Annotated in this window: 14 protein-coding genes, 1 pseudogene and 1 other annotated feature; of the genes and pseudogenes, 9 read left to right on the top strand and 6 right to left on the bottom strand. The window is 49.8% G+C overall.

Annotated features, from left to right (window positions below; translation table 11 throughout):
- Positions 1–7: 7 nt before the first annotated feature.
- Positions 8–334, top strand: coding sequence for a trp operon repressor (gene trpR, locus DES37_RS11345; protein WP_036106398.1), 327 nt, complete (start codon positions 8–10; stop codon positions 332–334).
- A 5-nt stretch (positions 335–339) separates the two neighbouring features.
- On the opposite strand, the gene yjjX is transcribed toward trpR, so the two are convergent.
- Positions 340–852: an inosine/xanthosine triphosphatase gene (gene yjjX / locus DES37_RS11340; RefSeq protein ID WP_036106393.1), complete on the bottom strand. Its 513-nt coding sequence runs from the start codon at positions 850–852 to the stop codon at positions 340–342.
- Between the two features lie 52 nt (positions 853–904).
- Between yjjX and gpmB the strand changes: the two genes are divergently transcribed.
- Positions 905–1,552 (top strand): 2,3-diphosphoglycerate-dependent phosphoglycerate mutase GpmB, encoded by a 648-nt coding sequence (gpmB, locus tag DES37_RS11335; protein ID WP_036106391.1) that lies wholly within the window; start codon positions 905–907, stop codon positions 1,550–1,552.
- A 7-nt stretch (positions 1,553–1,559) separates the two neighbouring features.
- Here the strand turns inward: gpmB and robA are convergent, their stop codons facing one another.
- The gene (gene robA, locus DES37_RS11330; RefSeq protein ID WP_036106388.1) at positions 1,560–2,429 is read right to left on the bottom strand and encodes an MDR efflux pump AcrAB transcriptional activator RobA; all 870 of its coding nucleotides are present in this window, start codon (positions 2,427–2,429) and stop codon (positions 1,560–1,562) included.
- Between the two features lie 205 nt (positions 2,430–2,634).
- Between robA and creA the strand changes: the two genes are divergently transcribed.
- Positions 2,635–3,102 carry a protein CreA gene (gene creA, locus DES37_RS11325; RefSeq protein WP_110025845.1) on the top strand — a complete coding sequence of 156 codons (468 nt, stop codon included), beginning with the start codon at positions 2,635–2,637 and terminating at the stop codon, positions 3,100–3,102.
- Positions 3,103–3,167: 65 nt separating this feature from the next.
- Here creA and arcA read toward each other — a convergent pair whose 3' ends face one another.
- Complete coding sequence (gene arcA, locus DES37_RS11320) at positions 3,168–3,884, bottom strand: two-component system response regulator ArcA (protein WP_064598689.1); 717 nt, start codon at positions 3,882–3,884, stop codon at positions 3,168–3,170.
- A gap of 97 nt (positions 3,885–3,981) precedes the next feature.
- Here arcA and yjjY point away from each other — a divergent pair.
- The 6 genes and pseudogenes from yjjY (at position 3,982) to thrC (ending at position 10,242) form a co-directional block, all read left to right on the top strand.
- A pseudogene (gene yjjY, locus DES37_RS11315) lies at positions 3,982–4,123 on the top strand (YjjY family protein).
- Positions 4,124–4,519: 396 nt separating this feature from the next.
- A complete protein-coding gene (locus DES37_RS11310; protein WP_110025844.1) occupies positions 4,520–5,206 on the top strand; it encodes a tRNA/rRNA methyltransferase in 687 nt (228 codons plus the stop codon).
- A 202-nt stretch (positions 5,207–5,408) separates the two neighbouring features.
- Entirely contained in the window at positions 5,409–5,477 is a 69-nt protein-coding gene (gene thrL / locus DES37_RS26180) for a thr operon leader peptide (protein ID WP_072006919.1), read from the top strand.
- Positions 5,416–5,532: a sequence feature (Thr leader region), on the top strand. (Overlaps the previous gene by 62 nt.)
- Before the next feature lie 25 nt (positions 5,533–5,557).
- Positions 5,558–8,020, top strand: coding sequence for a bifunctional aspartate kinase/homoserine dehydrogenase I (thrA, locus tag DES37_RS11300; protein WP_110025843.1), 2,463 nt, complete (start codon positions 5,558–5,560; stop codon positions 8,018–8,020).
- A 2-nt stretch (positions 8,021–8,022) separates the two neighbouring features.
- Positions 8,023–8,952, top strand: coding sequence for a homoserine kinase (gene thrB, locus DES37_RS11295; RefSeq protein ID WP_036106370.1), 930 nt, complete (start codon positions 8,023–8,025; stop codon positions 8,950–8,952).
- A 3-nt stretch (positions 8,953–8,955) separates the two neighbouring features.
- Positions 8,956–10,242 (top strand): threonine synthase, encoded by a 1,287-nt coding sequence (thrC, locus tag DES37_RS11290; RefSeq protein ID WP_036106367.1) that lies wholly within the window; start codon positions 8,956–8,958, stop codon positions 10,240–10,242.
- A 94-nt stretch (positions 10,243–10,336) separates the two neighbouring features.
- On the opposite strand, the gene DES37_RS11285 is transcribed toward thrC, so the two are convergent.
- From DES37_RS11285 to DES37_RS11275, 3 genes are all read right to left on the bottom strand, one after another.
- A complete protein-coding gene (locus DES37_RS11285) occupies positions 10,337–11,887 on the bottom strand; it encodes an AbgT family transporter (RefSeq protein ID WP_051691294.1) in 1,551 nt (516 codons plus the stop codon).
- 323 nt (positions 11,888–12,210) lie between these two features.
- Positions 12,211–12,984: a peroxide stress protein YaaA gene (gene yaaA / locus DES37_RS11280; RefSeq protein WP_110025842.1), complete on the bottom strand. Its 774-nt coding sequence runs from the start codon at positions 12,982–12,984 to the stop codon at positions 12,211–12,213.
- A gap of 91 nt (positions 12,985–13,075) precedes the next feature.
- Positions 13,076–14,503: an alanine/glycine:cation symporter family protein gene (locus DES37_RS11275; protein WP_110025841.1), complete on the bottom strand. Its 1,428-nt coding sequence runs from the start codon at positions 14,501–14,503 to the stop codon at positions 13,076–13,078.
- Between the last annotated feature and the right edge of the window lie 170 nt (positions 14,504–14,673).

Raw genomic sequence — 14,673 nt, 5'->3', positions numbered from 1 at the left:
GCATAACATGACTCAGCAGACGCCGTTCTCTTCTCCGCAGGAAGAAAACGCCAACCAGGAATGGCTCCGTTTTGTGGAATTACTGCAGGCTTCTTTTGGTGAAGATCTCCACCTTCCACTTCTGACCTTACTCCTGACGCCTGATGAGCGCACGGCCTTAGGTACACGTGTGCGTATTATTGAAGAGCTGCTTCGTGGGAAAATGAGCCAGCGTGAGCTCAAAAGTGAGCTGGGCGCGGGTATCGCCACAATCACTCGGGGCTCGAACAGCCTGAAAACGGCACCATTCGCACTGCGCCAGTGGCTGGAAGTGAAATTGCTCGACGCCGAGTGATTCTGTTACCAGGCCGGGTGGTGAAAAGGGCTGAGTGCCAGCACAACCGCCTGGCTGTAAACACTGCTTCTGGTCAGAGCGCCTTTCGTGAAAATCCCTATAGCACCTTCTTTGCGCCCAGGTTGCTCAATACCTGTGATCGCGCTGATAACATCACCCAGTGTTTCACCGCGGGTAATGGCAGAAAGAACAGCTTCGGGCAAAGGCAGCGATGCAGAACGCGCTTCTCCGCGCTTGTCTGAATTTTCAATCACCACCCAACTGAACGTGCTACCCTCATCTATACCTGCTTCAATAGCGACCCAGAAATCTGCTTGCGGGTAAACTTCGCGGGCATTGATAACACGCTGGCGTGCGCCAGCCAGAGTTTCAGCACTGCCTATTGGTTGTTCCGGGACGCCGCTCTCGACGCCTGCGGCAATAATGTGGCAAGATCCTTCGCCAAAGATGATTTCAAATGCATGTAAAATTGCGTTAATTTTGGCTGGATTTTTGGTGGCTGTGACAACCTGGTACATAATTTAGTAAACGCCTAATGAAAACATCAGAGCAGTATAACGGATAAAGTACATGTTACAGGTCTATCTTGTTCGCCACGGCGAAACGCAGTGGAATGTGGAACGACGCATTCAGGGCCAGTCTGACAGTGGGCTGACCGAGAAAGGTATCCAGCAGGCACAGCAAGTTGCTCAGCGTGTCAGGCATCTGGGTATTACGCATATTATCTCCAGTGATTTGGGGAGAACACAGCAAACGGCACGCATTATTGCGCAAGCCATCGGGTGTGATTATGTCGTTGATGACCGCCTGCGCGAACTGGATATGGGGGTACTGGAACAACGCGATATCGACAGCCTCACTGAAGAAGAAGAGTCCTGGCGGAGGCGTTTAGTTGACGGTACGCCAGACGGGCGAATCCCCCAGGGGGAATCAATGACGGAACTGAGCCAGCGTATGCATGCTGCTTTGAGTGCCTGCCTTGAATTGCCTGCGCAAAGCCGCCCTCTGCTGGTAAGCCATGGTATGGCGCTGGGATGCCTGGTGAGCACGATTCTCGGGCTACCGCCTTATGCAGAACGGCGCCTGAGGTTGCGTAACTGCTCTATTTCCCGGGTTGATTACCAGCAGAGCGCGTGGCTGGCTTCCGGGTGGGTGGTTGAAACCGCCGGGGATGTTTCGCATCTTGATGCCCCGGCCTTGGATGAACTACAACGCTGAGTTGCTGTTAGCGGCGTACCGGAATCAGGTAATCGCAACGGATGCTTGAAGGCGGCTGGTCAGAACCATTGGTGAACTCTGGTTGCAGCCGCTCAATATCCTGCCCTTCACGGCGAACCAGGCCCAGTGTTGGCATGCAAGTGCCATACACCGTCAGGATAAATGATTGCAGTTCGTCGGGCTCACCTTCATAAACAAATTTTACGTAATCACCACCAGCCAGTACTACCGGATGTGCATTCTGAACGTAACTTTTGGCGATATCAGGCGGCAATGCCGTAGTGTAAAAGACTTCCTGCTCATCGTCTTTCTCTGCACTGGGGCGTGGCTCTGCAAGGCCATAAAGCACAGGCGGAATACTGGTCGTATTGGCAAGAAATGCCCGCCAGAACTGAATACGCATTTCGTGGCGATATTGGGTGATTTGTTCCAGAGTACAACTATAGCTCTGAGTCACCCCAACCAGTTCAGTATCAGGCAGGGTAACGAAAGTGGCTTCTGGAAGTGGTGTATTATCCAGGCGGATTGGCGGGCGTATACCCGAGGCATTCCACTCAGGAGAGCGGCGGTAGAGCGCTGGCGTTAGTGCGAATTGCTTTTTAAATGCCCGGGTGAAAGTTTGCTGGGAATCAAACCGGTATTGCAAGGCAATGTCCAGTATTGGCCGGGCAGTCAGTTTGAGTGCAACTGCTGATTTGGACAAACGACGTGCACGAATATAGGCACCAATTGCCTGGCCTGTCACATCTTTGAACATTCGTTGCAGATGCCATTTAGAGTACCCTGCTTTAGCCGCCACATTGTCGAGCGACAAAGGTTGGTCCAGATGGCTTTCAAGCCAGTTAAGCAAATCACTAATGATCCCAACCTGATCCATATAATATCCTCATCCTGATAAGCACGGGGTATAACGACGCGGAATAATAGCACTTTTTATTTTCTTCTGGCGTGCAGTTTTCTTGGCGCATAATGGGGTTACGCCTGTATAAATTTAAGTTTTTTCTTACAAAATCATGATCTTCAAGAAGAAATTCTCGAATATTAAATAATCACATATCGGTAATTTCAGAATTGGTAACAATATGAAATATTCTATGCTCTTTTTATCCACTGTTTTGAGCGCTCTGAGTGTCGCCCATGCAGAAGAAATTGGCTCTGTTGATACAGTTTTCAAACTGATCGGGCCGGATCATAAGATTGTTGTCGAAGCGTTCGATGACCCGGACGTAAAAAACGTAACTTGCTACCTTAGCCGGGCAAAAACTGGGGGGATCAAAGGTGGTCTGGGGCTGGCTGAAGATACCTCCGATGCGGCAATTTCCTGCCAGCAAACCGGGCCTGTTGAGTTGAGTGAGGCCATCAGCACGGGCAAAAAAGAAGGCGAGGTTGTCTTTAAAAAACGGACATCGCTGGTGTTCAAGAAGTTACAGGTTGTTCGCTTTTACGATAAAAAGCGCAACACACTGGCTTACCTGGCGTATTCGGATAAGTTAGTGGATGGCTCGCCGAAAAACGCGATAAGCGCGGTTCCGATTATGCCGTGGAAATAGGCGTTCAGCAGGCAACAAAAAAGGGCATTAAGCCCTTTTTTACATTTTACCCGGAGTAGGGGAAATTACTCCTGAAGATCGCCGCAGAAGCGGTAGCCTTCGCCATGAATAGTCGCAATAATTTCTGGGGTATCTGGTGTGGATTCGAAATGTTTGCGGATGCGGCGAATAGTCACGTCAACAGTACGGTCATGTGGTTTCAGTTCGCGGCCGGTCATTTTCTTCAGCAGTTCTGCGCGAGTCTGGATTTTCCCAGGGTTCTCACAGAAATGCAGCATGGCACGGAATTCACTACGCGGCAGTTTGTATTGCTCACCGTTAGGGCTAATCAAAGAACGGCTGTTGATATCCAGTTCCCAGCCATTGAACTTGTAGGTTTCTACAGCACGGCGTTCTTCCGTTGTAGTGCCCAGATTCATGGTACGGGATAGCAGGTTACGTGCACGGATAGTCAGTTCACGAGGGTTAAAAGGTTTGGTGATGTAATCATCTGCACCAATTTCTAACCCAAGGATTTTATCGACTTCGTTATCACGGCCTGTCAGGAACATCAGTGCGACATTTGCCTGTTCACGCAATTCGCGGGCGAGTAGCAGGCCATTCTTGCCTGGCAGGTTGATGTCCATGATAACCAGGTTAACGTCATTCTCGGACAGAATCTGATGCATTTCAGCGCCATCTGTCGCTTCGAAAACATCGTAACCTTCTGCCTCGAAAATGCTTTTTAATGTGTTACGTGTAACTAATTCGTCTTCGACGATAAGAATGTGCGGGGTCTGCATGTTTGCTACCTAAAATTGCCAACTAAATCGAAACAGGAGTACAAAAGTCCCGGGCCTGCCTGAAAGTGCATGCGAAAAATTAACATGCCGGCGTAACATGACTAAAGTACATAATTGTGTTCTTGATGCATAATCCATCAACGTCAACAACATCATTAGCTTGGTCATGGGTACTTTTCCCTTGCGACCCTGCGGTGTCGAAAACGGCCACTATGGTAGCGATTTTAACAGCGACATAACAGAGTCATACGACGGCAACACCCAATAAAACTACGCTTCGTTGACATATATCAAATTCAATTGTAGCACGTTAACACTCTGATGATATCACCAGACAGTGTGACTAAACTGAGCAACATTTACGTAAACACCGGTATAATCAGGCATTATAATTAATAAACAATTGAAATGAAATTGACAAGTCTTATTTTAATGTAATTTTTTTATAATAAACATAAGGATATGCAGGGTTTTGTTCTTGGTGAGAGAACTCTGCTGTCACTTTTTTGGTTAGGATTTTTAATCTGATAATTGCAGTAAAGTTCTGAAAAATGTTGCGATAAAGTAAATTTTTGCCGCGTAATATGTTTGGCAGGCAATGTTAAATCATTCGAAAAACACGAAAAGAGAAGCGTATGCAATTCGTTATTATTCTGGTATCCCCCGCCCGCCCCGAGAACATTGGTGCTGCTGCCAGGGCGATGAAAACCATGGGATTTACCACACTGCGTATCGTTGACAGCCAGGCTCACCTGGAACCGGCAACAAGATGGGTTGCGCATGGTTCAGGTGACATAATTGATAATATTGAAGTTTTTCCTGATCTCGCAGCAGCTGTTGCTGATATTGATCTGACTATTGCGACCACAGCCCGGAGCCGGGCCCGTTTCCATTACTATGTCACGCCCCAGGAATTGTTGCCGGTACTGGAAGAAAAACAGCAGTGGTTACGTTCTGCTGCGGTGGTATTTGGCCGTGAAGATAGTGGACTGACGAATGAAGAACTGGCCCTGGCAGACATCCTTTCGGGTGTGCCTATGGTTGCGGATTACCCGTCGCTGAACCTTGGCCAGGCTGTAATGGTGTATTGCTACCAATTAGCATCGCTAATTAATACGGCGACAGAGACTCGCCCAGAAACTGATCCTGGGCAGTTAGCGGCATTGCGCCACCGGCTGGCTGGCTTGTTGAATAAACTGGATGTTGCTGGCGACCATAAGCTCAGCGACTGGCTGCAACAACGGCTGGGTGGATTAGCCCAACGGGATATCGCAATGTTGCATCAACTGGCCCATGATATTGAAAAAAAACTGCCAGAGTAACCTGTTGGTAAATGTCTCCATTACCAATGAATGAATGGGTAACCGGGTAGTTAACAGTGTTTTATCAAGGTGAAAAGAGAAAAGACGGGATCTGTCGGCAAGGTCACAGAAAGTGCTAAAAATAAAAAAATATTGACTTAACCCGCATAATACTTTAACCAATATAGGCAATTCATATTAAGAATTCGAGCACACAACATCCATGATGCATTTCAGCCTGGTCACAACCATTATTATTACCACCATTACAACAGGTAACGGTGCGGGCTGACGCGTACAGGAAATACAGAAAAAGCCCGCACCTGAACAGTGCGGGCTTTTTTTTCGGCTTATGTTCAAGGGGTAACAACCATGCGAGTGTTGAAATTCGGCGGTACTTCAGTAGCAAACGCACAACGTTTTCTGTGCGTAGCTGAGATTCTGGAAAGCAAGGCGCAACAGGAACAGGTCGCCACCGTGCTTTCTGCGCCGGCGAAAATTACAAACCATTTGGTCGCGATGATAGAAAAAACAATTAGCGGCCAGGACGCTATGCCGAATATCAGCGACGCCGGGCAAATTTTTGCAGATTTACTTAATGGACTGGCTCAGCTTCAGCCCGGTTTCCCTCTGGCTGAAATGAAAAGTGTTGTTGAGCACGAATTTGCCCAGATTAAGCATGTTCTGCATGGTATCAGCTTGCTGGGTCAGTGCCCTGACAGCATTAACGCTGCGTTTATCTCGCGCGGGGAAAAATTATCCATCGCCATTATGGCGGCATTGCTTACTGCGCGCGGTCACCAAGTGTCGGTGATTGATCCTGTCGAAAAATTGCTGGCCAATGGGCACTATCTGGAATCTACAGTTGATATTCCTGAGTCTACTCGCCGTATCGCTGCCAGCCGGATCCCGGCAGAGAATATGATTCTGATGGCCGGTTTTACCGCCGGTAATGAAAAAAATGAACTGGTTGTGTTGGGCCGTAATGGTTCTGACTATTCTGCCGCAGTGCTGGCAGCCTGCCTGAGGGCGGATTGCTGCGAAATCTGGACCGATGTTGATGGTGTCTATACTTGTGACCCAAGGCAGGTACCCGATGCGAGGTTATTGAAATCGATGTCGTACCAGGAGGCCATGGAGCTTTCTTACTTCGGCGCCAAAGTTCTTCATCCTCGCACCATTACCCCCATCGCCCAGTTTCAAATTCCCTGCCTGATTAAAAACACCGGAAACCCTGATGCGCCAGGTACCTTAATTGGAGCCACTAAAGATGATGATAACCTGCCGGTAAAAGGTATCAGTAATCTGAATAATATGGCGATGTTCAGTGTGTCCGGCCCGGGAATGAAAGGCATGGTAGGCATGGCTGCCCGTGTGTTTGCTGCCATGTCACGTAACGGCATTTCGGTGGTACTGATAACCCAGTCCTCTTCTGAATACAGTATCAGCTTTTGTGTGCCGCAGTCTGAATGTGTGCGGGCGGCTAAAGCACTTGAAGATGAGTTTTATCTGGAGCTGAAAGAAGGGTTGCTGGAGCCGTTTATGATAACTGAGCGGCTGGCCATTATCTCTGCCGTCGGTGACGGTATGCGCACCCTGCGCGGTATTTCTGCTAAATTCTTCGCCGCGCTTGCTCGTGCGAATATCAACATTGTTGCCATTGCCCAGGGATCCTCGGAGCGGTCAATCTCGGTTGTGGTCAGTAATGATGATGCGATGACCGGGGTGCGGGTTACCCATCAGATGCTGTTCAATACAGACCAGGTTGTTGAAGTGTTTGTGATTGGTGTGGGTGGTGTTGGTAGTGCGTTGATCGAGCAGATCAAACGCCAGCAACCCTGGCTCAAGCGCAAACACATAGATTTGCGTGTTTGTGGTGTTGCTAATTCCCGCGCTCTGCTGACTAGCGTGCACGGCCTGGATTTGGAAAACTGGCAGTCCATGTTGGGTGAGGCCAAAGAACCCTTTAACCTGGGCCGCCTGATTCGCCTGGTAAAAGAATATCACCTGCTGAATCCGGTGATAGTTGACTGCACATCAAACCAGTCAGTGGCAGACCAGTATGTTGATTTTCTGCGGGAAGGTTTTCATGTGGTTACGCCGAACAAAAAAGCGAATACCTCATCCATGGCTTATTACCATGAGTTGCGACAGGCCGCAGAAAAATCACGCCGTAAGTTCCTTTATGATACCAACGTAGGTGCCGGGTTACCGGTTATTGAAAACTTGCAGAACTTACTGGATGCCGGTGATGAATTGCAGCATTTCTCGGGCATTTTGTCTGGCTCGCTCTCTTTTATCTTTGGCAAACTGGATGAAGGTGTGTCACTGTCTGAGGCTACCCGCGTTGCACGGGAACTGGGCTATACCGAGCCAGACCCGCGTGATGATTTGTCTGGTATGGATGTGGCGCGCAAATTATTGATCCTTGCCCGGGAAAATGGGCACGAACTGGAGCTTGACGACATTATTGTTGAGCCAGTTCTGCCACCTGAATTCGATTCGTCTGGCGATGTCAGCCAATTCATGGCGCGTTTACCCGAACTGGACGATGCATTCTCTGCTCGCGTTGCAAAGGCTCGTGACGAAGGTAAAGTTCTGCGTTATGTCGGGCAGATTCAGGAAGATGGCCGTTGTGTTGTGAAAATCGACGCTGTAGATGGCAACGATCCTTTATTCAAAGTGAAAAATGGCGAAAACGCGCTTGCCTTTTACAGCCATTACTACCACCCGTTGCCGCTGGTATTACGTGGGTATGGTGCAGGAAATGATGTGACGGCTGCCGGGGTATTTGCCGACCTGCTGCGCACTTTGTCATGGAAGTTGGGAGTTTAATAATGGTTACTGTGTATGCACCTGCCTCCATTGGCAATGTGAGTGTAGGGTTTGATGTCTTAGGCGCAGCAGTGTCTCCGCTGGATGGCGCATTGCTGGGCGATTGTGTTTCGGTGGAAGCGGCTGACACTTTTTCACTGAAAAATGTTGGGCGTTTTGTCAGCAAATTACCTCCCCGGGCGGAAGATAATATTGTCTGGCAGTGCTGGGAACGTTTTTGCCAGGCTATTGGTAAACAGGTTCCGGTAGCGATGACGCTGGAAAAAAACATGCCTATCGGCTCTGGGCTGGGTTCCAGTGCCTGTTCGGTGGTCGCTGCATTGATGGCAATGAACGAATTTTGTGGCAAGCCTTTGGATGACACGGCACTGCTTGGCCTGATGGGGGAAATGGAAGGGCGCATTTCCGGCAGTGTGCATTACGACAACGTTGCTCCCTGTTTTCTGGGGGGAATGCAACTTATGCTGGAAGAGCAAGGGATAATCAGCCAGTCGGTGCCTGGTTTTGACGACTGGCAGTGGGTGATGGCTTACCCGGGCATTAAAGTGTCTACAGCACAGGCCCGGGCGATTCTTCCTGCTGAATATCGCCGCCAGGATTGTATCCGCCATGGCCGCTATTTGGGCGGGTTTATTCATGCCTGCCACACCGGCCAGCCTGCGTTGGCTGCCGCATTAATGAAGGATGTGATTGCTGAACCTTACCGCACACAGTTATTGCCTGGCTTTGAAGCTGCACGCCAGGCGGCGATGGAACTGGGTGCGCTGGCATGTGGCATTTCTGGCTCGGGGCCAACGATGTTTGCCGTATGCAACCGGGCTGATGCTGCTCAACAGGTAGCTGACTGGTTAAGCCAGAATTACGTCCAGAATCAGGAAGGCTTTGTACATATCTGCCGTCTCGATACGGCAGGTGCACGAGTAATGGGATAAGTAATGAAACTCTACAATCTGAAAGATCACAATGAGCAGGTCAGCTTTTCACAGGCAGTAACTCAGGGGCTTGGCCGTAATCAGGGCCTGTTTTTTCCTCATGAGCTTCCTGAATTCAGCCTCACCGACATTGATGAAATGCTGGAGATGGATTTCGTCACGCGTAGTAGCAAGATTTTGTCAGCATTTATTGGTGATGAAATTCCTGAGGCACAACTGGCGGCTCTGGTGAAGGCTGCGTTTACTTTCCCGGCGCCGGTTAAGCCGGTAGAAAGTGATGTGGGTTGTCTTGAATTGTTCCATGGCCCCACGCTGGCATTCAAAGACTTTGGTGGCCGTTTTATGGCGCAGATCCTTGCCCATATCAGTGGAGACAAGCCGGTCACTATTCTGACCGCAACGTCCGGTGACACTGGTGCCGCTGTTGCCCATGCTTTCTTTGGCCTGCCGAATGTGCGCGTGGTGATTCTTTACCCGGAAGGGAAAATCAGCCCGTTGCAGGAAAAATTGTTCTGCACCCTGGGTGGCAATATCGAAACGGTTGCTGTGAAAGGCGACTTCGATGCGTGCCAGGCTTTGGTGAAACAGGCTTTTGATGATGAAGAACTGAAAGTCGCGCTGGGCCTTAACTCCGCTAACTCGATTAATATCAGCCGGTTACTGGCGCAAATTTGTTACTACTTCGAAGCGGTAGCGCAACTGCCACAGGAAGCCCGTAATCAACTGGTAGTGTCTGTGCCCAGCGGTAACTTCGGTGACCTGACTGCCGGCCTGCTGGCTAAATCACTGGGTTTGCCAGTTAAACGCTTTATTGCAGCAACAAACGCGAATGATACTGTGCCGCGCTATTTGGCTGGCGGTGAATGGGCTCCCAACGCGACGGTTGCTACGCTCTCTAATGCTATGGATGTCAGCCAGCCCAACAACTGGCCGCGTGTGGAAGAGCTATTCCGCCGTAAGATTTGGCGCCTGAATGAACTGGGTTATGCAACTGTAGACGACGAGACAACCAAAGCCACTATGCGTGCTCTGGATGAACTCGGTTATGTTTCAGAGCCCCATGCGGCAATTGCCTACCGGGCATTACGTGACCAGTTACATGACGGTGAATACGGGCTGTTCCTTGGTACTGCTCACCCGGCTAAATTTAAAGAAAGTGTTGAAGTTATCCTGGATAAAACGTTGCCACTGCCTGAAGAACTGGCGGCAAGGGCTGACCTTGAACTGTTGTCTCACTTCTTACCGGCCGATTATGACCAGTTGCGCGCATTTATGCTGCGCGGCAAATAATCACGCCAGAGTGCGTTAAAATACATAAATGGCCACTTCAGTGAAGTGGCCATTTTTTTATCTTATACCCTGAGGCAAGACCAGGCGTGCCTGATCATGGAACCGGATAGGTATAAGGTGCAGCCAGACCCAGTGGCATACCCAGGCCCCACCAAATAAGCAGGAACAGGCTCCAGACAACGAACAGGACTATGGAATAAGGCAACATCATGGAAACCAGAGTACCTACACCAGCACTTTTGACATAGCGCTGGCAGTAAACCACCACTAGCGGGAAGAAGACCATTAACGGCGTAATGATATTGGTCGTTGAATCCCCAATGCGGAACGCGGCCTGAGTTAATTCCGGAGAGATCCCGACAGCCATCAGCATTGGAACCATGATAGGCGAAAGCAGAGCCCACTTGGCTGAAGCCGAGCCAATCAGAATATTGACAACTGCTGTCAGCACAATCATGCCGACAATGGTTACGCCACCAGGTAATGACATCGCCTTCAGGGCATCCGCACCTGCCAGTGCTAACAGCGTACCAATATTGGAGTCGCCAAAAGCCTTGATAAACATGGCGCAAAAGAAAGCCATCACCATGTAAGAGCCCATTTTACTCATGGTGTCATTCATGGCATCAATAACATCTTTGCCTTTACTGAATGTGCCTGATGCGTAGCCGTAGACAATACCGGGGATGATAAATACCAGGAAAATAAGCGGCACGATTGCTTTCATTATTGGCGCGCTGTAGCCCGTCAGAGAACCATCTGCCCCACGCATGATGGAGTCAGCCGGCCAGGAGACAACGGCCAGCAAACCCAGCCCAAGGAGCATGACAAGCGTTGCCAAAATAAACGCTTTGCTCTCTTTTGGGGAGTAGTTCGACATATCGTCATCATGAACATAATCGCCGTCTATCGGCATTTTTGAAACACGAGGTTCAACGATACGTTCTGTGACCCACCACCCTGTAAGGGTGATTACCACAGATGACGCGATCCCAAAGAACAGGTTACACAGCGTGTTAACGGTATAGGTGCTGTCCAGCAGTTGTGCTGCTGCCTGAGTGAAGCCCTGCAATAATGCATCGTTACCAGTAGGCACCATGTTCGCGGCGAAACCACCCGAAACACCGGAAAACGCTGCAGCAATACCGACCAGGGGATGGCGCCCGGCCGACATAAAAATAATCGCGCCCAGTGGAATAACCAGTACATAGCCGGCATCTGCAGCTACATGGCTGAACATGGCAACAAAGATAAGCATTGGGGTCAATAACCGGCGCGGGGTGACGTTCAGCATCTTTTTCAGCGCGGTATTGATGAAACCGGAGCGTTCAGCAACCCCCACACCCAGCATGGCGACCAGAACAATCCCCAGAGGTGCGAACGTTGTGAAGGTGGTTATCATATTGGTGAGTGAGCTAACCAGTGCTTCTGGAGCCAGCAGGTTGTTTACCTGAACTGCTTCACTGGTTACCGGATTAACAATGCCGAAATCAACCCAGGAGAGAATGAGAGACAGCCCCATCACCCCCAGCAGCATATAAAAAAAGATCAGTGCCGGTTCGGGTAATTTATTCCCGGCTTTTTCTACAGCATTAAGAAAGCCTGATAACAAACGCCCTTCCTTGTTCCTTGTTGTGCTTTGCATGATATTCCTCTGTTATGCATTGACCCCTGTGTTTTGTAGCAATAGCGCTGAGGAACTGCTTGCTCTGCTATTGGCAGCACCAGATGCAGGTTTTACCGGGGGACCGGCAGGTATTACACCCCTGCATCTGTTGGGGATTGTCCGTTGTGTGTCTTTATAGCGATGTAAAAATAGCCATGTAAAACGCGTGGCTTTTATAGTGGATAATATGAGTAAAAGCGAATGATAAAGTATAAATCTTGAACGTAAGCCAAATGGCAGGGGAATATAATGAGAAGAATGCGAGCCAGGTAGTATGGCTGGCGGGGAGCCAGCCAGGTGCTTTATTGTTCCGAGCGGCGGAAAACCAGTTCCTGGTCGGTTGAGGTTGCGCTATCGAAGGTATAGCCTTCCTCGTTAAACTCAGCGAGCTGCTCTGGCCTGGTCAGGCGGTGTTGAATGATAAACCGGCTCATCAACCCACGGGCTTTTTTGGCATAGAAGCTGATGACTTTGTATTTGCCATTTTTTTCATCAAGGAACACAGGCTTGATGATGGGCGCCTTGAGTTTCGCGGTTTTCACAGATTTGAAGTATTCATCAGACGCAAGGTTCACCACAGCCTGCTCTTGCTGTTCAAGGATGTGCTGATTCAGTTTATCTGTAATGGTATCTCCCCAAAACTGGTAGAGATCTTTGCCGTTAGCGTTCGCCAGGCGAATGCCCATTTCCAGCCGGTAAGGCTGCATCAGATCCAGTGGGCGTAGCACGCCATATAACCCGGACAGCATTCTTAAATGTGACTGGGCAAAATCGAAATCGGCTTCAGAAAAGGATTCAGCCTGTAAACCTGTGTACACATCTCCTTTGAAAGCGAGGATGGCCTGGCGGGCATTTTCCAGGGTGAAATTAGCCTGCCAGTCGTGGAACCGTGTTGCGTTTAATGACGCCAGTTTATCGCTGATCCCCATTAATGACGCGATTTGCGCCTCACTTAATTTACGAGCTTCGGTGATTAACTGCTGGCTGTAATCCAGTAACTCGGGTTGGGTGAAACGAGTGGTTGCCAGCGGGCTTTGGTAATCCAGTGTCTTTGCAGGTGAAATTAAAATCAGCATAACAGCGCGCTCCTTAATACTTTTTCTTTGCACCCACTGTAGCAAATTTTCAGTGGCGGCTTATCAATGGTTATGATTGGTCGGGATGTTTTTATTTTTTTGCCTTCCAAACGCCTGGGAACAACTGCCCGCTGATATCAGGGAAACGGTCGGGGTCAAACGTTGGTGTCAGGCCCAGTTTTCGTTGACGATGGTAATCTAACGTGACATCACGGACGACAGGGGAAAGTAGTAATATTGCGGTAAGGTTGGTAATTGCCATGAACGCCATAATAATATCAGCCAGCGACCACACCAGGTCGATACTGGAAAGGGCTCCGGCCAGTAATGTCAGGCTGACTATCACCCGCAGCGATGTCACGATACGGGGAGTGTCCAGGCGCAGAAATGACAGGTTGTTCTCTGCATAACTGTAGTTAGCCAGCACAGAAGTGAATGCGAATAACACGGTGATAAACGCGACAAAGTTTGCGCCCCATGCGCCGGAAAGCGTGCTGAGTGCGTTTTGTAGCAGATTGATACTGTTTGCCCGGTCAATCACTTCGGTATTGCTGCCTGAGAGCAGAATAATAGCGGCCGTTGCGGTACAGATACCGAATGTGTCAAACATTACTCCCGCCATTTGAACAATACCCTGAGAGGCCGGGTGAGCAGGAATGGCTTCAGCCGCCGCCGCCGCATTTGGGGTTGAGCCCATACCGGATTCATTAGAGAACATGGCACGCTGCAGGCCGCTGGCAATCGCCTGGCTTAAGGTATAACCCAGTGCGCCCGATGCTATCTGTTGCCAGCCAAAAGCATACTCAATAACCCGCCGTATCACGCCTGGTACTTGTTCAATATGGGTAAACACTACGCTCAGGCTGACGCCAATCCACAGTATGGCCATGAGTGGCACCAGCCATTGCAGTATTCGGGCAATTCCGGGTAACCCACGGGTGAAAACCAGGCAGGCAACAATAGCCAGCACACTGCCGCTGATTATCGGTGCAACAGAGAATGAACCGGACATTGCTACCGCAATGGCGTTGGCCTGAACGGTATTAAATACCAGCCCGAAAGCAACCAGTAAGAACAATGAGAACGCAACGCCCATCCAGCGCATACCCAGGCCATGAGCCATATACCAGGCCGGGCCTCCGCGGAACCCGCCGTTTTTATTGGGTGTTTTGTACAACTGCGCCAGAGTGCATTCTGCAAATGTTGTCGCCATACCGGTCAGGGCTGCAAACCACATCCAGAAGAGAGCACCGGGCCCGCCACCGGCCAGTGCAATGACGACGCCTGCCAAATTTCCGCTGCCGACGCGCGCAGCCATGCTGGTGCAAATTGACTGAAAAGGCGTGATATTTTTATTTTTGGTGCGAAAGGTGATTTTCAGACTTTTTACAGCCGGCAAAAAGTAACGAAACTGAATAAAGCTGCAGCGCAACGTGAACCAGACTCCGGTGGCCGGAACCAGGTAGAGTAAAATTGCTCCCCACAGCACTTGGTTGATAAATGCCAGAAAGTCCTGCATTTTTTCCTTTTAAAACATCAATTTTCTGGAACGACCCACGCCATGGCGGCTGAATCCAACCGGGGGCGTACAGTTTGTGAGTGGAGTTTACCATAATGAGCCCGTGGCGTTTGCTGCAGGTTGCACCTGAAACACACCGTGTTATCATCGGGACAGACCGGTTACATCTC

This window comes from Mangrovibacter plantisponsor, assembly GCF_003182475.1.
GTDB lineage: Bacteria > Pseudomonadota > Gammaproteobacteria > Enterobacterales > Enterobacteriaceae > Mangrovibacter > Mangrovibacter plantisponsor.
The sequence above is the reverse complement of the archived record's forward strand: the minus strand, read 5'-3'. Positions and strand labels throughout refer to the sequence as shown.

Excerpts from the sequence above, each read along its gene's own strand:
- trpR (WP_036106398.1), top strand. The coding sequence starts at position 8 with ATGACTCAGCAGACGCCGTTCTCTTCTCCGCAGGAAGAAAACGCCAAC.
- yjjX (WP_036106393.1), bottom strand. The coding sequence starts at position 852 with ATGTACCAGGTTGTCACAGCCACCAAAAATCCAGCCAAAATTAACGCA.
- gpmB (WP_036106391.1), top strand. The coding sequence starts at position 905 with ATGTTACAGGTCTATCTTGTTCGCCACGGCGAAACGCAGTGGAATGTG.
- robA (WP_036106388.1), bottom strand. The coding sequence starts at position 2,429 with ATGGATCAGGTTGGGATCATTAGTGATTTGCTTAACTGGCTTGAAAGC.
- creA (WP_110025845.1), top strand. The coding sequence starts at position 2,635 with ATGAAATATTCTATGCTCTTTTTATCCACTGTTTTGAGCGCTCTGAGT.
- arcA (WP_064598689.1), bottom strand. The coding sequence starts at position 3,884 with ATGCAGACCCCGCACATTCTTATCGTCGAAGACGAATTAGTTACACGT.
- DES37_RS11310 (WP_110025844.1), top strand. The coding sequence starts at position 4,520 with ATGCAATTCGTTATTATTCTGGTATCCCCCGCCCGCCCCGAGAACATT.
- thrA (WP_110025843.1), top strand. The coding sequence starts at position 5,558 with ATGCGAGTGTTGAAATTCGGCGGTACTTCAGTAGCAAACGCACAACGT.
- thrB (WP_036106370.1), top strand. The coding sequence starts at position 8,023 with ATGGTTACTGTGTATGCACCTGCCTCCATTGGCAATGTGAGTGTAGGG.
- thrC (WP_036106367.1), top strand. The coding sequence starts at position 8,956 with ATGAAACTCTACAATCTGAAAGATCACAATGAGCAGGTCAGCTTTTCA.
- DES37_RS11285 (WP_051691294.1), bottom strand. The coding sequence starts at position 11,887 with ATGCAAAGCACAACAAGGAACAAGGAAGGGCGTTTGTTATCAGGCTTT.
- yaaA (WP_110025842.1), bottom strand. The coding sequence starts at position 12,984 with ATGCTGATTTTAATTTCACCTGCAAAGACACTGGATTACCAAAGCCCG.
- DES37_RS11275 (WP_110025841.1), bottom strand. The coding sequence starts at position 14,503 with ATGCAGGACTTTCTGGCATTTATCAACCAAGTGCTGTGGGGAGCAATT.